Source organism: Cupriavidus sp. C3SS-1 (assembly GCF_057073755.1).
Genome location: NZ_CP172699.1, coordinates 543581 through 564129 on the forward strand (window position 1 = coordinate 543581; position 20549 = coordinate 564129).

General features: G+C 67.0%; 18 protein-coding genes. 5 read left to right on the top strand and 13 right to left on the bottom strand.

From position 1 onward, the window contains the following. Positions 1-60 precede the first annotated feature (60 nt). A complete protein-coding gene (locus ACIGJC_RS02605; protein ID WP_483710469.1) occupies positions 61-1095 on the bottom strand; it encodes an aminoglycoside phosphotransferase family protein in 1035 nt (344 codons plus the stop codon). Positions 1096-1254: 159 nt separating this feature from the next. On the opposite strand from ACIGJC_RS02605, the gene ACIGJC_RS02610 reads away from it, so the two are divergent. Genes ACIGJC_RS02610 through trpS form a run of 5 tightly spaced genes read left to right on the top strand, consistent with a single transcriptional unit; the run spans position 1255 to position 8180 of the window. Beyond that, on the top strand, positions 1255-3687 hold the full coding sequence (locus ACIGJC_RS02610; RefSeq protein ID WP_483710470.1) for an LPS-assembly protein LptD: 2433 nt from the start codon (positions 1255-1257) through the stop codon (positions 3685-3687). A gap of 9 nt (positions 3688-3696) precedes the next feature. Beyond that, positions 3697-5187 (top strand): peptidylprolyl isomerase, encoded by a 1491-nt coding sequence (locus ACIGJC_RS02615; protein ID WP_483710471.1) that lies wholly within the window; start codon positions 3697-3699, stop codon positions 5185-5187. Positions 5188-5210: 23 nt separating this feature from the next. Continuing rightward, positions 5211-6254, top strand: a complete 1044-nt coding sequence (gene pdxA, locus ACIGJC_RS02620) for a 4-hydroxythreonine-4-phosphate dehydrogenase PdxA (RefSeq protein WP_483710472.1) — start codon at positions 5211-5213, stop codon at positions 6252-6254. Between the two features lie 14 nt (positions 6255-6268). After that, the gene (rsmA, locus tag ACIGJC_RS02625; RefSeq protein WP_483710473.1) at positions 6269-7105 is read left to right on the top strand and encodes a 16S rRNA (adenine(1518)-N(6)/adenine(1519)-N(6))-dimethyltransferase RsmA; all 837 of its coding nucleotides are present in this window, start codon (positions 6269-6271) and stop codon (positions 7103-7105) included. 43 nt (positions 7106-7148) lie between these two features. Then, on the top strand, positions 7149-8180 hold the full coding sequence (trpS, locus tag ACIGJC_RS02630; RefSeq protein ID WP_483710474.1) for a tryptophan--tRNA ligase: 1032 nt from the start codon (positions 7149-7151) through the stop codon (positions 8178-8180). A gap of 75 nt (positions 8181-8255) precedes the next feature. On the opposite strand, the gene ACIGJC_RS02635 is transcribed toward trpS, so the two are convergent. From ACIGJC_RS02635 to ACIGJC_RS02690, 12 genes are all read right to left on the bottom strand, one after another. Next, entirely contained in the window at positions 8256-9161 is a 906-nt protein-coding gene (locus ACIGJC_RS02635) for a DMT family transporter (RefSeq protein ID WP_483710475.1), read from the bottom strand. Between the two features lie 9 nt (positions 9162-9170). After that, the gene (gene gloA, locus ACIGJC_RS02640) at positions 9171-9578 is read right to left on the bottom strand and encodes a lactoylglutathione lyase (protein WP_483710476.1); all 408 of its coding nucleotides are present in this window, start codon (positions 9576-9578) and stop codon (positions 9171-9173) included. A 106-nt stretch (positions 9579-9684) separates the two neighbouring features. Then, positions 9685-10536 (bottom strand): M48 family metallopeptidase, encoded by an 852-nt coding sequence (locus ACIGJC_RS02645; protein ID WP_483710477.1) that lies wholly within the window; start codon positions 10534-10536, stop codon positions 9685-9687. After that, positions 10533-11285, bottom strand: a complete 753-nt coding sequence (locus ACIGJC_RS02650; RefSeq protein WP_483710478.1) for a lysophospholipid acyltransferase family protein — start codon at positions 11283-11285, stop codon at positions 10533-10535. The genes ACIGJC_RS02645 and ACIGJC_RS02650 overlap by 4 nt, the downstream gene beginning before the upstream one ends. Positions 11286-11317: 32 nt before the next feature. Continuing rightward, entirely contained in the window at positions 11318-11896 is a 579-nt protein-coding gene (gene gmhB, locus ACIGJC_RS02655; RefSeq protein WP_483710479.1) for a D-glycero-beta-D-manno-heptose 1,7-bisphosphate 7-phosphatase, read from the bottom strand. A 31-nt stretch (positions 11897-11927) separates the two neighbouring features. Next, the gene (glyS, locus tag ACIGJC_RS02660; RefSeq protein WP_483710480.1) at positions 11928-14060 is read right to left on the bottom strand and encodes a glycine--tRNA ligase subunit beta; all 2133 of its coding nucleotides are present in this window, start codon (positions 14058-14060) and stop codon (positions 11928-11930) included. A 35-nt stretch (positions 14061-14095) separates the two neighbouring features. After that, positions 14096-14728 carry a hypothetical protein gene (locus ACIGJC_RS02665; RefSeq protein ID WP_483710481.1) on the bottom strand — a complete coding sequence of 211 codons (633 nt, stop codon included), beginning with the start codon at positions 14726-14728 and terminating at the stop codon, positions 14096-14098. Beyond that, positions 14725-15681, bottom strand: coding sequence for a glycine--tRNA ligase subunit alpha (gene glyQ / locus ACIGJC_RS02670; protein WP_483710482.1), 957 nt, complete (start codon positions 15679-15681; stop codon positions 14725-14727). The genes ACIGJC_RS02665 and glyQ overlap by 4 nt, the downstream gene beginning before the upstream one ends. Positions 15682-16192: 511 nt before the next feature. Next, positions 16193-17767 carry an apolipoprotein N-acyltransferase gene (lnt, locus tag ACIGJC_RS02675; RefSeq protein ID WP_483710483.1) on the bottom strand — a complete coding sequence of 525 codons (1575 nt, stop codon included), beginning with the start codon at positions 17765-17767 and terminating at the stop codon, positions 16193-16195. After that, on the bottom strand, positions 17764-18645 hold the full coding sequence (locus tag ACIGJC_RS02680) for an HlyC/CorC family transporter (protein ID WP_483710484.1): 882 nt from the start codon (positions 18643-18645) through the stop codon (positions 17764-17766). The genes lnt and ACIGJC_RS02680 overlap by 4 nt, the downstream gene beginning before the upstream one ends. Positions 18646-18775: 130 nt before the next feature. Then, positions 18776-19531, bottom strand: a complete 756-nt coding sequence (gene ybeY / locus ACIGJC_RS02685) for an rRNA maturation RNase YbeY (protein ID WP_483710485.1) — start codon at positions 19529-19531, stop codon at positions 18776-18778. After that, positions 19532-20530: a PhoH family protein gene (locus ACIGJC_RS02690; protein WP_483710486.1), complete on the bottom strand. Its 999-nt coding sequence runs from the start codon at positions 20528-20530 to the stop codon at positions 19532-19534. Between the last annotated feature and the right edge of the window lie 19 nt (positions 20531-20549).

Genomic DNA, 20549 nt, shown 5'->3' on the forward strand with positions numbered 1-20549 from the left:
AGCGCGTGATGGCGCGGGGATTGTCGGGATGGTCCGGCGGGGGCACTGCGCGAGCCCCGCTCAGAACGTATAGCCGGCCGGGCTCGCGGCGCCTTCGAGCGCGTCGAGCAGGCGGATCAGCTTGCGCAGTTCCGTGTAGCGGCCCGCGACCTGGCGCGTGTACTTGAGCACCAGGGGCAGGTTGGCGAGGTATCCGTCCTTGCCGTCGCGGTGGTACAGGCGCGCGAAGATGCCGAGGACCTTCAGGTGGCGTTGCAGGCCCATCCACTCGAAATCGCGGTAGAACTCGCCGAAATCGGCGTTCACCGGCAGCCCGGCCTTGCGCGCGCGCTCCCAATAGCGGATCAGCCAGTCCAGCTGCTGCTCCTCGTCCCACTCGATATAGGCGTCGCGCCACAGCGAGACCGCGTCGTAGGTGATCGGGCCGATCACGGCGTCCTGGAAATCGAGCACGCCGGGGTTGGCGCCGCCGGGGAGCACCATCAGGTTGCGCGAGTGATAGTCGCGGTGCACGTAGACCTGCGGCTGCGCCAGGATGTTGGCCAGCAGCACATCCATCACTTCGCGCAGGTCGGCCTGCTGGGCGTCCGTGAGCGTCGCGCCCAGGTGTTTCGCGATGTACCACTGGGGGAACAGGTCCAGTTCGCGCTGCAGCAGGGCGCGATCGTAGGCCGGCAGTTCGCCGGCACGCGTAGCGGCCTGGATGCGGACCAGCGCGACCGCGGCGTCGGCGTACATGCCGGTTGCTGAGGAATCGTCGAGCCGGGACAGGTAGGTCTGGCTGCCCAGATCGGCCAGCAACAGGAAGCCCTGCTCCAGATCCTGTGCCAGGACCGTGGGCACCGTCACGCCGGCGGCGCCGAACAGCGCCGCGACATGGACGAACGGCCGGCAGTCCTCGTGCGCGGGCGGCGCGTCCATCACAATGGCGGTTGGATGCGCGGCGTTGGCCGTGCTGACGCGGAAGTAGCGCCGGAAGCTGGCGTCGGCCGAAGCGGGTACGCAGGAATCGGGATCGACGGACCAGTCCGGACCGAGTCCGGATACCCAGGATTTGAGCTGGTCCAGGCGCGGGTCGTGAGGAAGTGCTGCCATGCCGGAAAGGTAGTATTGGTTGCCCCGTATAATACCCGACCAGACCCGGGCGCCGGGCGGCCCCCGGGAGGGGCCTTCGGTTGCCCCGCAGCCTGTTTCGACGGCGCTGGCGGCTCGCAGGCAAGCCGCCACCGACGACGTGACTGAAAACCCGCTCGCATGACCGAACAACGACGATCAACGAACCACCGAGCCAACAAGCCGCCTGCGCTTTCCGGCCCTTCCAGCCGCACTGGCCGGCTGCCTGCCGGCGCCCTGCGGCCGCTGGTGCTGGCCATGGCCGGCCTGTCGGTGGGCGCGCACGCGCAGATGTCGAGTTCCGCCATCCCCGACATAGACCAGACCGAGCCCCTTATCGAAGTCGCCCCCCAGGTGCCGCCCGCGCCGACGGTGTCGGGCGAACTCGTGCCGCGCCTGGCCGAGCCGTCCAAGTCGGGCGAGCCCGGCGACAATCCGCCGGCATTCGTGTCCGGCGACCGGCTGAACGGCTATAACGAGCGCGGCGTGGAAATCGAAGGCAACGCCGAGCTGCGCCGTGGCGGTGCCGTGGTCAAGGGCGACAAGCTGACCTACGACCAGGATACCGACGAGGCCTTCGCCCACGGCAATGCCCGCGTGTCGCGCGGCGGCGCGCTGGCCGTGGGCCCCGAGGCGCGCATGAAGATCGAGGCGAACGAGGGCTACATGCTCTCGCCCGACTATTATTTCCAGCAGACCGGCGGCACGGGCAAGGCCGAACGCATCGATTTCGTGGACAAGGACCGCAGCGTGATCAAGCGGGCCACGTACACCACGTGTTCGCCGGACAATGCCGACTGGTATTTCAGCGCGCGCCAGCTCGACCTGGACAGCGATCGCCAGGTCGGCGTGGCCTACGGCGGCGTGCTGCATTTCTTCGACGTGCCCATCGCAGGCGCGCCGGTGTTCAGTTTCCCGCTGACCGACGAGCGCCGCAGCGGCTTCCTGTCGCCCCTGTTCGGCTACGGCTCGAAATCGGGGCTCGATGTCACGCTGCCGTACTACTTCAACATCGCGCCGAACCGCGACCTGACGCTTTATCCGCGCATCATGACGTCGCGCGGCTTCATGCTCGGCGGCGATTACCGGTACCTGGGGCAAGGCTATTCGGGCCGGCTGCGCGCGGAAATCCTGCCGGATGACCGCCAGACCGGCACCAACCGCTGGTCCTACTCGTTCCAGCATACCCAGAACCTTGCCAAGGGGCTGAACGCCTACCTGAACCTGAACCGCGTATCGGACGACAAGTATCCGGACGACCTGACGCGCACGGTGTCGCAATCGACGCTGCGGCAGTACACCCAGGAAGGCGGCGTCACCTACAACTGGCAGGACTTCACGGTGTTGGCGCGCGTGCAGAAGTTCCAGACGCTGCTGCCGAGCGGGCCGTCCTACGAGCGCGAGCCGCAGCTCAACGGCAAGTACATCCGCTATGACCTGGGCGGTTTCGATGTGCAGGTGGAAACGGATTACACACGCTTCCGCATTCCGCTGACGTCCAACGGCTTCCAGCAGCCGCAGGGCGAGCGCATGTTCGTGCAGCCGACGATCAGCTATCCGATCGTGCGCCCGGGCTGGTATGTGACGCCGAAGGTCATCTTCAATGCGACGCAATACCAGATGGAGGCGCAAAGCAACACGCCGACCGCGCAGAACAATTTCTCGCGGACGGTGCCGACCGTCAGCCTCGATTCCGGCATGACCTTCGAGCGCACTGCGCCGACGATGAGCCGGCTGTTCGGGGTCAACTACCTGCAGACGCTCGAACCGCGGCTGTTCTATGTCTACACGCCGTTCGTCGACCAGAGCCAGTTCCCGCTGTTCGATACCGTGCAGTCGGACTTCGGCTACGGGCAGATCTTCTCGGAAAACCCGTTCACCGGTTATGACCGGGTCGCCGACAACAACAAGCTGACCGCCGGCGTGACCACGCGCCTGATCGAAGCCGATACCGGCGTGGAGCGTTTCCGCGGCACGATTGCGCAGCGCTACGACTTCACCGGCCAGCGCGTGCAGATAAACGGCACGCTGCAGGACCCGAAGGCGGGCAGCTCGGACCTGCTGGCCGCCACCACGATCCAGCTGTTCCGCGGCTACTATGTCGACGCGGGGATCCAATACAATCCGGATTCGGAGCACGTCAATTACTCCAACCTGGCATTTGCCTGGCGCCCGGAGGCGCGCAAGCTGCTCAACGTGGGCTACCGCTACCGGCGCGCCACGTCGGTGACGGACAATACCGCCATCGACCAGTTCGAGATTTCCGGTCAGTGGCCGATTACGCAACGCGCCTATGGCATCGGGCGGTTCGCCTTCGACCGGAACGCCAACCAGATGGTCGATGCGCTGGCCGGCGTGGAATATGCCGCCGATTGCTGGGTCGGCCGTGTGGTCTACCAGCGCTTCCGGAACACCTCGCAGGGCTACACCGGCCGCATCTTCCTGCAGGTGGAGTTCCGCGGGCTGTCGAAGATCGGCTCGAATCCGCTGGATATCCTGCGCCTGAATGTTCCTGGGTACGAACCCGTCACCGCCAAGCCGGTGCCGACGACCCAGTTCGATCACTATGAATGACGGATTACGATGAAACGTCAAGAATTTGCCGTGTTTTCCCTGGTGTCGTCGCCCTGGCGCCGCGTGCTGCTGTCGGCCGTGCTGGCCGCCGTGGCCGGGCCGGCCCTGGCCCAGCTCAAGGCGCCTTCGCAAGGGCCGCGCACCACCGGCATCTTCGTGCCGCAGTCCTCGGACGTGGCCGTCCCGTCGAGCCAGCCGCAGCTTGGCGTGCCGCAACCCGGCAGCAGCGGCAAGCGTTCGCAGCTGGTGGACGAGGTCGTCGCGGTGGTCAATAACAGCGTGATCACGCGGCGTGAACTGCTTGACCGCGCCGACGAGATCGAGAGCCAGCTTCGCGCCGCCAACCGCCCGGCGCCCGCACGCGCCGACCTGCTTGGCGAAGTGCTCGAGCGCCTGGTGATGGAGCGCGTGCAGACCCAGGCCGCGCAGGATGCCGGCATCAAGGTGACCGACCAGGAACTGGACCGTGCCATCGAATCGGTGGCGCAGCAGAACCGCCTGAGCCCAACGGAACTGCGCAGTCGCGTCGAGTCCAGCGGCATGACCTGGACCAAGTACCGGGACGAGCTGCGCAAGCAGGTGCAGGTGATCCGCCTGCGCGAGCGCGAAGTGGACTCGAAGGTACAGGTATATGACGGCGAGATCGACAACTACCTTGCCGCGCGTGGTGGCCAGGGCGCGGCGGCGACTGGGCCGACCGAGTTCAACGTCGCGCAGATCCTCGTGCGCGTGCCCGAAGATGCCTCCGATGCGCAGAAGCAGGCGCTGAAGACCAAGGCGGAAGGGCTGCTCAAGCAAGCGCAGGGCGGCGCCGATTTCGCGCAGCTGGCGCAGGCGAATTCGCAGGCGCCCGAAGCGGCGCAGGGCGGCTCCATGGGCTTCCGCGAGATCGGCCGCCTGCCGGCCATCTTCGCCAATGCGGTAGTCGACCTGCAACCCGGCGCCGTGGCGCCTGAAGTGGTGGAAAGCGCCAATGGCTTCCACATCCTGAAGCTGACCGCCAAGCGCGTGGCGCCGGCTGCGGCGGCCTCGAGCCCGGCTGCAGCCTCGCGCATTACGCAGACCCAGGTCCGCCACATCCTGATCCGCACCGGCCCGAACATGCCGGAAGCGGAGGCGCGCCGCCAGCTCGGCACGCTGCGCGACCGCATTACGCACGGCGGCGACTTTGCCGATGCCGCCAAGCGCTTCTCGCAGGACGGCTCGGCCCAGGCGGGCGGCGAGCTTGGCTGGGTATCGCCGGGCGAACTGGTGCCGGAGTTCGAGCAGGCCATGAACCGGCTGCGCCCAGGCGAGATTTCCGAGCCGGTGGTGACGCAATTCGGCGTGCACCTGATCCAGGTGGAAAACCGCCGCGAAACCGAGATGGCGCCCGAGAAGCAGCGCGACTTCGCGCGTGCGGAAATCCGCGAGCAGAAGCTGCGCGCCGCCTATGATGACTGGGTGCGCCAGCTCCGTTCGGCGGCGTACGTCGAATACCGCGTCAACCGACAGCGCTGAGGCCCCCGCCGCACGATCCCGATATGCCCGACCCGCTTGCGCTAGCCATTTCGACCGGCGAACCCGCCGGTATCGGCCCCGACATCACCATCGGGGCGCTGTTGCGGCTCGCGGGCGAAAACGGCCACTGCCGCTACCATGTGCTCGGCGATGCGCAACTGCTGGCATCGCGCGCCGCCGCGCTCGGCGTGGCGCATGCCTGGGAACGCCTGCTGGGCGAGGGCGACGTAGTCGTCCATCACGTGCCGCTGGCGGTTGCCTGCGAGCCGGGCCGGCTCGATGCGCGCAACGGTCCCTACGTACTGTCGATGCTTGACGCCGCCATTGCCGGCTGCCGCGCCCAACATGGCAGCCCCGCGCGTTTCGCGGCGATGGTCACGGCACCCGTGCAGAAGAGCACGATCAACGATGCCGGCGTGCCATTCACCGGCCATACCGAATACCTTGCCGAGGCGGCCGGCGTGCCGCGCGTGGTGATGATGCTGGCCGGTCCCCAGCCGGCGCATGCCAACGCCATGCTGCGCGTGGCGCTGGCCACGACGCACCTGCCGCTGCGCGCGGTGCCCGACGCCCTGACCATACCGCTGCTGCTGCAGACACTGTCGATCATCGATGCCGACCTGCGGCGCTGGTTCGGCATTGCGCGGCCGCGCATCCTTGTGACCGGTCTCAATCCTCATGCCGGGGAAAGCGGCCACATGGGCCGCGAGGAGATCGACATCATCGAACCGGCGCTGGCGCAGGCGCGCGATGCCGGCATCGATGCGCGCGGCCCCTATCCCGCCGACACGCTGTTCCAGCCGCGCCACCTGCGCGACGCCGACTGCGTGCTGGCGATGTACCACGACCAGGGGCTGGCGCCCCTGAAGTACGGCACGTTCGGGCACGGCGTGAATATCACGCTGGGCCTGCCTTTCATCCGCACCTCGGTCGACCACGGCACCGCGCTCGACCTGGCCGCCAGCGGCCAGGCCGAGCACGGCAGCATGATCGAGGCGATCCGCAGTGCGGTCACCATGGCCGGGCATGCCAACGGCAGGCATGCAACGGCCAGGCCATCGCACTAGTGGTGTAATCCTCCATGCGTTCAAACATGCACCAGGGCCACGTGGCCCGCAAGCGATTCGGCCAGAACTTCCTGGTCGACGATTCGATCATCCACGGCATCGTCAATGCCATCAATCCGACCGCAGACGATGTGCTCGTCGAGATCGGCCCGGGCCTGGGCGCGCTGACCGATCCGCTGCTCGAGCGCGTGCCGCAGATGCAGGTGGTCGAACTGGACCGTGACCTGGTCGAACGGCTGCGCCGCCGCTATGGCGACCGCCTGCTGGTCCACGCGGGCGACGCGCTGGCGTTCGACTTCAGCCGCCTGGCGGTGGCGGGGCGCCCGCTGCGCATCGTCGGCAACCTGCCGTACAACATTTCCAGCCCGCTGCTGTTCCACCTGATGGAGTACGCCGACCACGTGCGCGACCAGCACTTCATGCTGCAGAAGGAAGTGGTCGACCGCATGGTGGCCGAGCCCGGCAGCAAGGCCTTCGGCCGGCTGTCGATCATGCTCCAGGTGCGCTACCACATGGAACACGTGCTCGACGTGCCACCGGGTTCGTTCAACCCGCCGCCGAAGGTCGATTCCGCGGTGGTGCGCATGATTCCGTGGCCGCGCACGGTGGACGGCCGGCTGCGTTCTCCGCATGCGGATTGCGATATCACCGTGCTGGGCGACCTGGTTACCGCAGCGTTCTCGCAGCGGCGCAAGGTGCTGCGCAATACGCTATCGTTCCTGCGGGACCAGGTCGATTTCGAGGCCATCGGCTTCGACCTGAGCCGCCGCGCCGAAGAGGTGCCCGTCGGCGAGTACGTCGAACTGGCGCGCCGCCTGGGCGGTGCCGCTTCCGATCGGCCCGCCGCCTGATTGCCAGACCGATACCATCCCGAATTTTCCGCGAATTTCCGTCATGACCGCCAATACGCAAACCAACAAGCGACCCGTCATCCTGACCGGCGATCGTCCCACCGGCCCGCTGCACCTCGGCCACTACATTGGCTCGCTCAAGACGCGCGTGCAGCTGCAGGACACGCATGAGCAATACCTGCTGCTGGCCGACACGCAGGCCATGACCGACAACGCGCACGATCCCGACAAGGTCCGCCGCAACGTGCTGGAAGTGGCGCTGGACTACCTGGCCGTCGGCATCGATCCGGCGAAGACGACCATCACCGTGCAGTCGTACCTGCCGGCGCTGGCCGAGCTGACGCTGATGTACCTGAACTTCGTCACGGTAGCGCGCCTGGAGCGCAACCCGACCATCAAGGAAGAGATCCAGGCCCGTGGCTTCGGCCGCGATATCCCGGCTGGCTTCATGTGCTACCCGGCGGCGCAGGCCGCGGACATCACCGCGTTCAAGGCCGACATCGTGCCCGTGGGCGAGGACCAGGCGCCGCTGATCGAGCAGACCAACGAGATCGTGCGCCGCATCAACCACCAGGTCGGCCGCGACGTGCTGAAGGAATGCCAGGCGCTGATCCCGAAGTTCGGCCGCCTGCCGGGCGTCGATGGCAAGGCCAAGATGAGCAAGTCGCAGGGCAACGCCATTGCGCTGGGCGCTGCGCCCGAGCAGATCAAGGCAGCCGTGCACAGCATGTACACCGACCCGGATCACCTGAAGGTCTCGGACCCGGGCAAGGTCGAGGGCAATATGGTGTTCACCTACCTCGATGCCTTCGACCCGAACACGGAAGAAGTGGAAGAGCTCAAGGCGCATTACCGCCGTGGCGGGCTGGGCGACATGGTGCTCAAGCGCCGCGTCGAAAGCGTGCTGAACGAACTGCTGGGCCCGATCCGCGAGCGCCGCGAGCAGCTCGCCAAGGATCCCGACTATGTGTTCGACCTGCTGCGCGACGGCACCAACCGGGCCAAGGCCATCACCCAGCAGACGCTGGACGAGGTGCGAGAGGCGCTGGGCATGTTCTCGTTCGGCAGCCGCTGAGACGCTACCAGGCCGATCGGCCAACAAAAAACGCGCGGATCTTTCCGCGCGTTTTTTGCTTCCGTCCCGCGACGCTCAACCGCGGCGATTCACCAGCACGATCCCCGCCAGCACCAGCAGTGCCGCGACCGCAAAGCGCGGCCCGATCGCATCCTGCATCAGCACTACGCCGAAGGCGACGCCGAACAGCGGCGTCAGGAACGAAAACACTGAGAGCCGCGAGGCCAAGTAGCGCCGCAACAGCCAGAACCACGCCAGGTAGCTGGCAAACGCGATCAGCACCGACTGGTAGAAGAGACTGGCGAGCACGGCGCCGTTGAGCTGGACACTGTCCGCCTGGCCGCCCATCAGGGCCATGGCCAGCAGCAGCACGCCCGATACCGCGAGCTGGTAGAGCAGGGTCTTGCTGGCCGGAGCACTGGCCAGCGGCGTGGCACGCACCACCACGGTGGTCGCCGCCCACAGCAGCCCCGCCACCACGCCCAGCGCATCGCCGGCCAGCGTGCCGCCATGCGCGGAGGCGGCGGTTATGCCGTCCGCAAAGGCCAGCACCATGCCGCAGAAGGCCAGCACCACGCCCAGCCACTGGGCTGCGCGCAGACGCTCGCCCGCGACGGCGAAATGCAGTCCGACCGCGGTAAAGATTGGCGCGGTGTACAGGAACACCGCCATGCGCGATGCCGTGGTGTGGCCGAGTCCGACGAAGATGCAAAAGAATTCGGCGCCGAACAGCAATCCCGCCAGCAGGCCCGCGCGCAGCGTACCGTCGCGCTGCCAGAGCGGCGTGCCGCGCCACGCGGCAAAGCCGAACACCAGCAGCGCCGCGATGGCCGAGCGCACGCCCGCCTGCAGCACCGCGCCCATCAGCGGCGCGGTCAGCTTGATCACGACCTGCTGCAGCCCCCAGGCGGCGCACAGCACCACCATCAGGCCGACGGCGGCGCCATCGAGCGGGCGGCGGCTCAGGGTCTGCGCGTCCATGCCGCGCGCTCAGGGACGGCTGGCGTCGCGCGTCGAATTGCGCTCGATCAGTTCGATCTTGTAGCCGTCCGGGTCTTCGACAAACGCGATCACGGTAGTGCCGCCCTTGACCGGGCCGGCTTCGCGCGTGACCTTGCCACCCGCCACGCGGATGCGGTCGCAGGCCGCGGCGGCGTTGTCGGTCTCCAGCGCGATATGGCCGTAGGCGGTGCCCAGGTCGTATTTGTCGACGCCGTAGTTGTAGGTCAGCTCCAGCACCGCGGTTTCGCTTTCCGGGCCATAGCCGACGAACGCCAGGCGGTACTTGTACTCGGTGTTGTCGCTTTCGCGCAGCAGCTGCATGCCGAGCACGCGGGTGTAGAAGTCGATCGAGCGCTGCAGGTCGCCGACGCGCAGCATGGTATGGAGGAGTCGCATTTGAGATGCCCTGTGGGTCGTTCTTGAGGGGAATGCGACATTTTAGTGCGTTTGCGTGAAACGCACCGGCGCGGCCAGGCGTGCCGTCGCCATTCAGGACGTTCGCTCAGAACGTCGGCAGCAGTTCGGGCGGATGGGCCCGCAATTGTGCCCGTGCATCGCGGAACTCCGGGAAGATCGATTCCACGGTCTCCCAGAAGCGCGGGCCGTGGTTCATCTCCTTGAGATGCGCCAGTTCATGCGCCGCGACATAGTCGATCATCGACATCGGAAAATGCATCAGCCGCCAGTTCAGGCGGATCTTGCCGTCGGCGGTGCAGCTGCCCCAGCGCGTGGCGGCGGAGGTCAGGGCGAAGCCGCTATGACGCACGCCCAGGCGCTCGGCATACAGGTCGAGCCGTTGCGGCAGCAAGCGCCGCGCCTGCTGCTGCAGCCAGCTCTGCACGCGATCCTTGATCTGCTGCTCGTCGGCATGCGCGGGCATGGCCAGGTGGAGCACAAGCGTCTCGCCATTGAACAGCACCGCGCCGATCGGCGATTCCAGCGTGAGCGTGATGGTCTGCCCAAGGAACGGCAGCGTGGCGCCATCGCGCCATTGCACCGTGGGCAGCACGCGCCGCGTTTCGCGCTGGCGCCATTCGCCGAGCTTGTTCAGGATCCAGCGCTGCTTTTCGCGGATGGCGCTCTCGACATCGGCCAGCGTGACCCAGCGCGGGGCCGTGATTGAGAGGCCGCGGTCATCGACCGTGAAGCCGATGGTCCGGCGCGACGAACGCTTGAGGCTGTAGTGCAGCGTGTGCTCGCCCAACTGGAGCCGGCGGCCATCCGGTTGGGGTGCAGGCCATCCGGCCGCGGGTGGAGTCGGCGCCATCCCGGCCACGATGTCCTGCGCGCTGTCGGCCAGCGGCAGTTCCAGCTGTGCGCCGGGGGCATCGGGAGCGGGACGCAGCAAGCTCATGCGGCCTGTCCGTTGCCGTAGCTCGGCGCGTCGATGCGGCGCATGTCGCGCTCGATCCAGTCGCGCACTTCCTGGTTGAGCTGGTCGGCCGTCTTGTTGGCCGACGGGATCGACGGCCCGATGGAGATCGTGATCATGCCCGGGTACTTGAAGAACGAGTTGCGCGGCCACACCCGGCCCGAATTGACGGCCATCGGAATCACCCATGCGCCGGTTTCCACGGCGAGGCGGGCGCCGCCGCTCTTGTAGCGCGGGTTCTCCAGGCCCGACGGCGTGCGCGTGCCTTCAGGGAACATGATGATCCACGCGCCCTCGGCCAAACGCTCGCGGCCCTGGCGCGCGGCGGAGGAGAACGCCTTGATGCCTTCCTTGCGGTTGATATGCACCATCTTCAGCAAACCGAGGGTCCAGCCGAAGAACGGCACCAGCAGCAGCTCGCGCTTGAAGACAAAGCACAGTGGCTTGGGCATCAACGCCACATAGGCGATGGTTTCCCATGCGGACTGGTGCTTGGAGAGCAGCACCACGGGCTTGTCGAGCATGGTGTCCATGTGCTCCCGCCCTTCGATCTGGTAGCGGATGCCGCAAATCACACGCGCCGCGCCGATCGCAAGGCGGGTCCACCCGCGCACGAAATCGAAGCGCCGCGCGGCATTCATGAACGGGAAGACGATAAAGCAGACGGTTGCGTAGGGTGGTGTCAGCACCAGCAGGTACAGCGCAAACAGAAGGGAACGCAAAAAGGTCATCGAGGGGGCGCTTGATGGGGTCAGCAGGGAATTCAGGAAGAAGCCGGGCGCGGCGCGACGTCGCCGCCGGCCAGCCAGCGGGCGAAGGCGCGCAGATCGTCGTGAACGCGCGTGCCGGGCGGCAGACCGCCCTTGTCCAGGGTCTTCTGGCCCTTGCCGGTCAGTACGAGGTGCGGGGTGCAGCCGACCGCCACGCCGGCCTCGAGATCGCGCAGCGAGTCGCCGACGATCGGCACGCCCTTGAGTTCGATGCCGAAGCGTTCGCTGATCTGTTCGAGCAGACCGGACTTCGGCTTGCGGCAGTCGCACGCGTCGGCCGCGGTATGCGGGCAGAAGAACACGGCGTCGACCCGCCCGCCAAGGTTGGCCAGCGCCTTGTACATCTTCTCGTGCATGGCGTTGAGCGCGCTCATCTCGAACAGCCCGCGGCCGATGCCGGACTGGTTGCTGGCGACCACCACGCGGTAACCCGCCTGGTTCATCATGGCGATGGCTTCTAGGCTGCCTTCGATCGGCACCCATTCGTCGGCCGATTTCACGAACTGGTCGCTGTCGAGGTTGATCACCCCGTCGCGGTCGAGGACGATGAATTTGGGCGGTGTCTGCGGCATGTCTGGTTTCCGGTGTGGCGTGCGGCCCGGGTCAGGCCGCCAGCTTGGAGATGTCGGCCACGCGGTTGGCCAGCGCATGCAGCGAGGCCAGCAGCGCGAGGCGGTTGGCGCGCTGCTGCGCGTCCTCGGCCATCACCATCACGTTGTCGAAGAAGCCATCGACGGCCTCGCGCAGCTGGGCCAGGTCGCGCAGCGCGCTGGTGAAGTCGCCGCGGGCGAAGGCCGCTGCCACGGCCGGGCGCACCTGTTCGATGGCGCCATGCAGCGCGCGTTCGGCATCTTCCTGGAACAGGGCCGGGTTGACGGCGGCGATGTCCTGCGCGGCGTCCGCGTTCTTCTTCAGGATGTTGGTGATGCGCTTGTTGGCGGCGGCCAGCGCTTCGGCTTCCGGCAGCGCGGCGAACGTGCGCACGGCTTCCATGCGGCCGATCACGTCGTGCAGCTGCTGTGGGCGCAGGCTGACCACGGCTTCGACTTCATTGGTGGTGTAGCCCTTGTCCTTCAGGTACCCGCGCACACGGTCATAGAGGAAATCGGCAATCGCCTCAGGGGCGGCCTTGACGGCCGTCACGCCGGCAAAGGCCTGCTGGGTCAGCGCGAGCAGCGCGTCGACCGACAGCGCCAGCGGCTTCTCGATCAGCATGCGCAGGATGCCCAGCGCATGGCGGCGCAGCGCGAACGGATCCTTCTCGCCAGTCGGCTGCAGGCCGATGCCCCAGATGCCGACCAGCGTTTCCAGCTTGTCGGCCAGCGCCACGGCGGTGCTGACGGCGCCTTCGGGCAGCGCGTCGCCGGCAAAGCGCGGGCGATAGTGCTCGGAGCACGCCAGCGCCACGTCCTCGGCTTCGTCGTCGTGGCGGGCGTAGTAGGTGCCCATGGTGCCTTGCAGCTCGGGGAACTCGCCGACCATATCGGTCAGCAGGTCGGCCTTGGCCAGTTCGGCGCCGCGCATGGCAGCGGCCTTGTCCACGGCGACGCCAGCCGCGTTGAGCGCATCGGCAATGTGGCCGGCAATCTGCTGCAGGCGCTGCACGCGATCAAGCTGGGTGCCGATCTTGTTGTGGTAGACCACGCTCGCCAGCTGCGGCACGCGCGAAGCCAGCGTCTTCTTGCGGTCCTGGTCGAAGAAGAACTTGGCATCGGCCAGGCGCGGGCGTACCACGCGCTCGTTGCCCGTGATGATCGACTGCGGCGTTTCCGTGGCGAGATTGGAAACGATCAGGAAGCGGTTGCGCAGGTGGCCGTCGGCGTCGGTCAGCGCGAAATACTTCTGGTTGGTCTGCATCGTGAGGATCAGGCATTCCTGCGGAACCGCCAGGAAAGCTTCCTCGAAATGGCAGGCGTAGACCACCGGCCATTCCACCAGCGAATTCACCTCGTCGAGCAGCGCATCCGGCATGACGACCTGGTCTGCGCCGGCAGCCTTCAGCAACTGGTCACGGATCGACTCGCGACGCTGCGCGTAGCTCGCGATCACCTTGCCCTGCTGCAGCAGCGCGTCCGCATACTGCGTCGCGTGCGGGATCTCGATCACGCCTTGCGACAGGAAGCGATGGCCCTGCGTCAGGTTGCTGGCCTGCAGGCCAAGCAAGGAGACCGGTACGATCTCGCTGCCGAACAGGGCCACCAGGCGGTGCGCGGGGCGCACGAAATGGACTGTGTCGCCGCTCGGGCGCTGGTAGCTCATCACCTTCGGGATCGGCAGCTTGCCGATAGTGTCATCCAGCGCGGCCTGAAGGCCGGCGGCCAGCTCCGCGCCCCGGGCGGTGTAGCGATAGAAGAAGGCCTCGGCCTTGCCGTCGGAGGCGCGCTCCAGCGTTTGCCAGTCGATTTCCGGCACACCGACGGACTTCGCCAGCGCGGCGAGCTTCTTGGCCAGCGGCGCGGTCGGTTCGCCATTGGCGCCTAGCGCCACCGTCAGCGGCAGGACCTTCTCGCGCTGCTCGCGGTCGGGCGCGCTGCGGCGCACGCCGGATACCAGCGCGGCCAGGCGGCGCGGCGAGGCATAGGGCGTGACGGCGGCACCGTCGTCAAGCAGGTCACGCTCGCGCAGGCCGGCGAACAGGCCCTGCGCGAAGGCCTCGCCCAGGCGCGACAGGGCCTTGGGCGGCAGCTCTTCGGTGAACAGTTCGATCAGCAGCGAGTCGGTCATGGGTTGCGACATGAATCGTTTCCAACAAGTTGTGGCACGCCCTGCAATCAGCAGTGCGGCTCAAGATTAGGTTCTACACCGGAGAGCAGCCAGAGGCCGTTCTGTTGCCGGAATTGCAGGGTGGTGAACGCGCATTGCGGCACGGCGACGGCACTTGCCGCACCGTTGCCGGCGGCGCGGCTGCCCGCGGCCGGAAAGCGCGCTTCGATACGGCGCAGGCGCTTGTCGTAGCGGATCTCGTCGATGCGCCCGCCCACCCAGAAATCGATCTTCGGCGGCAACTGCGCGGCCGAATAGTAGGTGCGCATGACGCGGCGCGGCTTGCCGTTGCGGATTTCCGTATCGGTCCAGGTCAGCGGATAGCGAATCGCGCTTTCATACGCACGCAGCGGCACGCGGTGCCAGCCAAGATCGCGCGAGCCCGACAGGTCGCACGCGAACGACCGCACCAGCTGTGTCCACTGATCGAGCGAGCTCAGCGACGGCTGCCAGTGGCGCGCCATGGCGACCTGCAGTGCCTGCGGTTCGGCTTCGCATACATTGGACAGATCGGCCGGCAGCAGCAGCGCCTGCGGGCTCGGCGCGGGCTGGGTCTTGGCACGCGCGGCGGCACCGCCCGTCAGCCCCAGCACTGCCATGACCATGGCGCAGCACAGCGCGCTGCGCGTCAGCGACGTCATGCCTTGGCCCCGCCGCACATCGGGAAGCCCAGCGCTTCGCGCGAATCGTAATAGGCCTGCGCGACCTGGCGCGAAAGATTGCGGATGCGGCCGATATACGCGGCGCGCTCGGTCACGGAAATCGCGCCGCGCGCGTCCAGCAGGTTGAACGTGTGGGCGGCCTTGAGCAGCTGTTCGTAGGCGGGCAGCGCCAGGCGAGGGCCGGTGCCGGCTTGCGCTTGGGTGCCGCTGTCGGCTGTCTCGCCGCCATTGCCCATCAGACGCTTGGCCTCGCTCTCATGTTCGGCGAAATGGCGGAACAGGATTTCGGTGTTGCTGTGCTCGAAGTTGTACGTGGACTGCTCGACTTCGTTCTGGTGGTAGACATCGCCATAGGTCAGGCGGCGCGTTTCGCCGTTCTCCTGCCACTCGGTCCAGACCAGGTCATAGACGTTCTCGACCTTCTGCAGGTACATGGCCAGGCGCTCGATGCCGTAGGTGATCTCGCCCGTAATCGGCTTGCAGTCGATGCCGCCGACCTGCTGGAAGTAGGTGAACTGCGTGACCTCCATGCCATTGAGCCAGACTTCCCAGCCCAGGCCCCATGCGCCCAGCGTGGGGTTCTCCCAGTCGTCCTCGACGAACCGGATGTCGTTCTGCTTCAGGTCCAGCCCCAGCGCTTCGAGCGAGCCGAGGTACAGCTCGAGGATGTTCTCCGGCGCGGGCTTGAGCACGACCTGGTACTGGTAGTAGTGCTGCAGGCGGTTCGGATTCTCGCCGTAGCGGCCGTCCTTGGGGCGGCGCGACGGCTGCACATAGGCCGCGCGCCACGGCTCCGGGCCGATCGCGCGCAGGAACGTGTGCACGTGCGAAGTCCCCGCGCCGACCTCCAGATCGATGGGTTGCAAGAGTGCGCAGCCCTGCCGGTCCCAATAGGCCTGCAGGGTCAGAATCATTTGTTGGAAGGTCAGCATAGGAAGACTAGATCGGGAGTCCCGCCGCAATGCCGCGCCATTCAGGGCGCGGGCTGCAGTCAAAGTGCAGCGGGCGACGCATACGGTTGGTGCCAAACCCTGAATTCTATCGGGTTTTTGGGCGCCGGCCTGCCTTTGCGGGCCGCGGCGGCATGTCGGGCTTTCGCAACGCATGGGGAAAACACCGACGGGGGATTCAGGCTTGGGGTGCCCTTGCCGATAACGTTTTTGTATACAGTATGAGTAAGCAACCAGTTGTCAGAGTTGCTAAGAACCACCAAATGATGGGGACACGGTCATGGCATTACTTTCTCGCAAACCTTATCTGCTCGCCATCGCGGTCATGATCGCCGCGGCAGCAGTGACGAGCCTGCTCGCCTGATTCGGCGGCGACTGGAAGGAGACGGCATAGCCAGGCCACACCGCGGCGATGCCGGGCCTGGACGCGCACCGCACTACCCGTGACGGACGCGCCCTGGCAAACCTGCTGCCTGCGACCCGGCAGTCAGTTTCAGCGTGCGCCCCGCGCGCGCCAGGCGGCCAACGCAAGCACGGCTGCAAACCAGGCCAGCACCGGCACATTTCCCCAGCGGATATAGGGCGTCAGCCCCTGCATGCCTTGCACCCGGGCCGTCAGCGTATCGACGGTAAAGGTCGGCAAGCGTGCCTGAACCTTGCCATCCGGCGTCACCACGGCGGTCATGCCGGTATTGGTCGCGCGCAACATCGGGCGACGCATTTCCAGCGCGCGCATGCGTGAAATCTGCAGATGCTGGTCCAGTGCGATGGTGTCGCCGAACCACGCCAGGTTGGTCAGGTTCGCCATCATGTTCGCGGGCGCGGCCTGGTGCCGCAGCGTCTGGGCGATTTCCTCGCCGAACAGATCCTCATAGCAGATATTGGGCGCCACGCGGATGCCGCGCACCGGCATCGGTGCCTGTTCCAGCCCGCCGCGCCGGAAGTCGCCGAGCGGCATCTTCATCATGTCGACGAACCAGTGGAAACCGAGCGGGATGAATTCGCCGAACGGCACCAGGTGGTGCTTGTTGTAGCGGTAGAGCCCGCGCGACAGCGGGCCGATGCCAAATACGCTGTTGGTGAAATCGACCGGTGAATCGGCGCCGGCGGCGCCGAACAGGACGGCGGTGCCGGACTTCTCCATGAAGTCGCGCATGGCCATCGCGACATCGACCGGCAGATCCTGCAGGATGACCGGGAACGCGGTTTCGGGCGTCACGATGAGGTCGGCCGGCGTGGCGGTGATCATGTCGCGGTACAGCTCGATCGAGCGCTGCACGCCGGCCTGCTCGAACTTGATGTCCTGCGGCACGTTGCCCTGCAGCAGCCGGACCGTGATCGGGCTGCCAGCAGGCGTGGTCCACGCAATCGGCGCCAGCGCTGCACCGGCGATCGGCAGCGCCGCCACGAGCACGGCGGCCACAAGGCCGCGGCCGCCGTCGCGATGCCCGAATGCACGGACGGCCAGCACCAGCAGCGCGGCCACGGTAGCGGCCAGCGCGCCGATGCCGTACACGCCGAACAGCGGGGCGAAGCCGGCCAGCGGACCATCGGCATGCGCATAACCGCCCGACAGCCACGGGAAGCCGGTGAAGATCACCCCGCGCAGCCACTCCGACAGTCCCCATGCCGCGCCGAAGGCCAGCGGGTTCCAGATCGACAGCCGCGGCAGGCGCGTGGCAACGCGATGCCAGGCCGCGCCGGCCAGCGCCGGATAGAGCGACAGGAAGGCGCTGAACAGCACCACGGCAAGCGCTGCCATCCAGGCCGGCATCTCGCCGTAGACATGCATGCTGATGTAGAGCCACCAGATGCCGGACAGGAACCAGCCCAGGCCGAAGGCATAGCCGGTGGCGGCGGCCACGCGGGCGCGCGGGGCATCGGCGATCAGCGCGGCCAGGCCGGCCAGCGACAGGATCTGCAGCCACCACCAGTCATGCGGGGCGAAGGCCTGGGTGTGGGCAATGCCGAGCATGCCGGCCAGCAGCAGGCGGGTGAGGATCGCGGTGGACACGCGCTCGCGCGCCGCGCCGGACGTGCCGGCCAGCACCGGGGCCGGGCGCTTCATGCGTCGGCCAGGTGGTTCGCGGGCGACTCGCGGTGCACGAGCAGCAGGTGGACCTGGCGCGCGTCGGCGCGCAGCACTTCAAAGCTGACGGGCGGCAACGTGATGATCTCGCCGCGATGCGGCACGTGGCCGAGATGGTTCGAGAGCAAGCCGCCCACGGTATCGACGTCGTGGTCGGAGAACGCCGTGCCGAACACCTCGTTGAACTGCGAGATCTCGGTCAGGCCGTGCACGCGCCAGCCACCATCGGGCAGGGGCAGGATGTTGTCCTGGTCCTCGTCGAGGTCGAACTCGTCCTCGATGTCGCCGACGATCTGTTCCAGCACGTCTTCGATGGTGACCAGCCCGGCCACGCCGCCGTATTCGTCGACGACGATGGCAATGTGGTTGCGGTTGTTGCGGAACTCGCGCAGCAGGATGTTCAGGCGCTTGGATTCCGGGATGAACACCGCCGGGCGCAGCGTCTCGCGCAGGTCGAACTGCTCGTCGGTGTAGTAGCGCAGGAGGTCCTTGGCCAGCAGGATGCCGATGATGTTGTCGCGGCTGCCTTCATACACCGGGAAGCGCGAGTGCGCCGTATGCTGCATGAACGGGATGAAGGTCTGCGGCGCGTCCGCGATATTGACCATATCCATCTGCGAGCGCTGCACCATGATGTCGCGGGCGGTCAGTTCGGAGACCTGGAACACGCCCTCGATCATGGACAGCGAATCGGCGTCGATCAGGTTGCGCTCATGCGCATCCTGCAGCACGGCAAGCAACTCCGCGCGGGATTCGGGCTCAGGGGAAATCAGGTCGGTCAGGCGTTCGAGTAGCGATCGGGGACGATCGGACTGCCTGAATTGGGCAGGCTTCGAACTGGGATAGGGGTCGTTCATTTCGCGGCAAGCGCGTGGTGGAGATCGTCTGAAGGATACACTAAAAGCCCGTCGATCCCCGTGACACAGCCCGCCAAGGCGGCAGGCTGTGTGCGGGTGGGCTCACTTCAGGTGCGAAGGGGCGCGGCGTTCAGTGGGCGACCGGCCTGTGGTCGTCGCGGTAAGGATCGTCATAGCCCAGGGCCTGCAGCGTTTCGGTCTCGATCGCTTCCATTTCCTCTGCTTCGGCGTCGTCCTCGTGCTCGTATCCTTGCGCGTGCAGCACGCCATGCACGATCAGGTGAGCATAGTGCGCTTCCAGCGGCTTGCGCTGCTCCTGCGCCTCGGCTTCAACCACGGGGCAGCACAGCACGATGTCGCCGCTCACCGGGTCGTCCTCATTCTCGGCGTAGGCAAAAGTCAGCACATTGGTGGCGTAGTCCTTGCCGCGATAGGTGCGATTGAGCGCGCGGCCCTCGTCTTCGCCGACGAAGCGGACGGTGAGCGCGGCGTCGGCGTACAGCGCCGACGTGACCCAGGTCTCGATCTGCTTGCGCGCAGGCAGGCCGGCGCGCTTGCCGACGCCGTCGCCTTGCTGCACTTCAAGTTCCAGCGCGGGCGGCGTGGCCGGGGTGCCCGTCGTGGTGACCACCGGCGTGGCCATGACCGCCACCGACAGCGCATCGTTATTGTCCGGGCGCACCAGCAGGCCGGCCTGCTGCCGGGTGTCAGTGTGCTCGGCCAGCAGGGCCACCACGCCGTCGGCGGCCTGCGACAGGTCGACGGTCAGGCTGCGCCCATCGGGCAGCTGCACGCGCACGGCGTGGGCGGCGCTCTTGCGCGCACGGCCTTCGCCATCGAACAGGGTCAGGCTGATACCGGAAGGCTGGGCTTTCTTGGATTTCACTTACGCGTCCTTGTGCTGGGCGTGGTATTCGTCATAGGCGTCGACGATGCGGGCCACCAGCGGGTGGCGCACGACGTCGATGCTGGAAAAGCGCGAGAAGGCGACGCCGCGCACATCGCGCAGCACGTGCTGGGCCTCGACCAGGCCGCTCTTCTGTCCGCGCGGCAGGTCGATCTGCGTGGTGTCGCCGGTGATCACCGCCTTGGAGCCGAAGCCGATGCGCGTGAGGAACATCTTCATCTGCTCGGGCGTGGTGTTCTGCGCCTCGTCGAGGATGATGAAGGCGTGGTTCAGCGTGCGTCCGCGCATGTACGCCAGCGGCGCGATCTCGATCATCTGGCGCTCGAACATCTTCTGCGTGCGGTCGAAGCCGAGCAGGTCGTACAGCGCGTCATACAGCGGACGCAGGTACGGGTCGACCTTCTGCGCGAGATCGCCAGGCAGGAAGCCCAGGCGCTCGCCGGCTTCCACGGCCGGGCGCGTCAGCACGATGCGCTTGACCGTGTCGCGCTCGAGCGCATCGACCGCGCACGCCACCGCCAGGTAGGTCTTGCCGGTCCCCGCCGGGCCGACGCCCAGCGTGAGGTCGTGCGACAGGATGTGGCGCAGGTACTCGCGCTGCGTGGCGGTGCGGCCCTGCAGCCCCGAGCGCCGCGTATGCAGTACCGGGGAGTCGTCCTCGAACTCGGTGGCGCCGTTCTCGTCGTCGGCCTGCGGCAGGTAGCTGCCGTGCGCCGAGATCTGGCGTGCCTCCACCAGGCCCAGCTGCACGTCGTCGATCGACAGCGCGGTGCGCGCCTCGTTGTAGAAGCGCTCCAGCGCGAGGGCGGCATCCTGCGCGTTGGTTCCGCGCACGGTCATGCGGTGGCCGCGGCGCTGGATGGTCACGTCGAGCGCCTGTTCGATCTGGCGCAGGTTCTCGTCGAGTGGGCCGCACAGGTTCTGCAGCCGCGTGTTGTCGTCGCGCGGGGCGACGAATTCTGCGGTAGGAATCTTCATTCTGGCGCGTGGGGTGGCT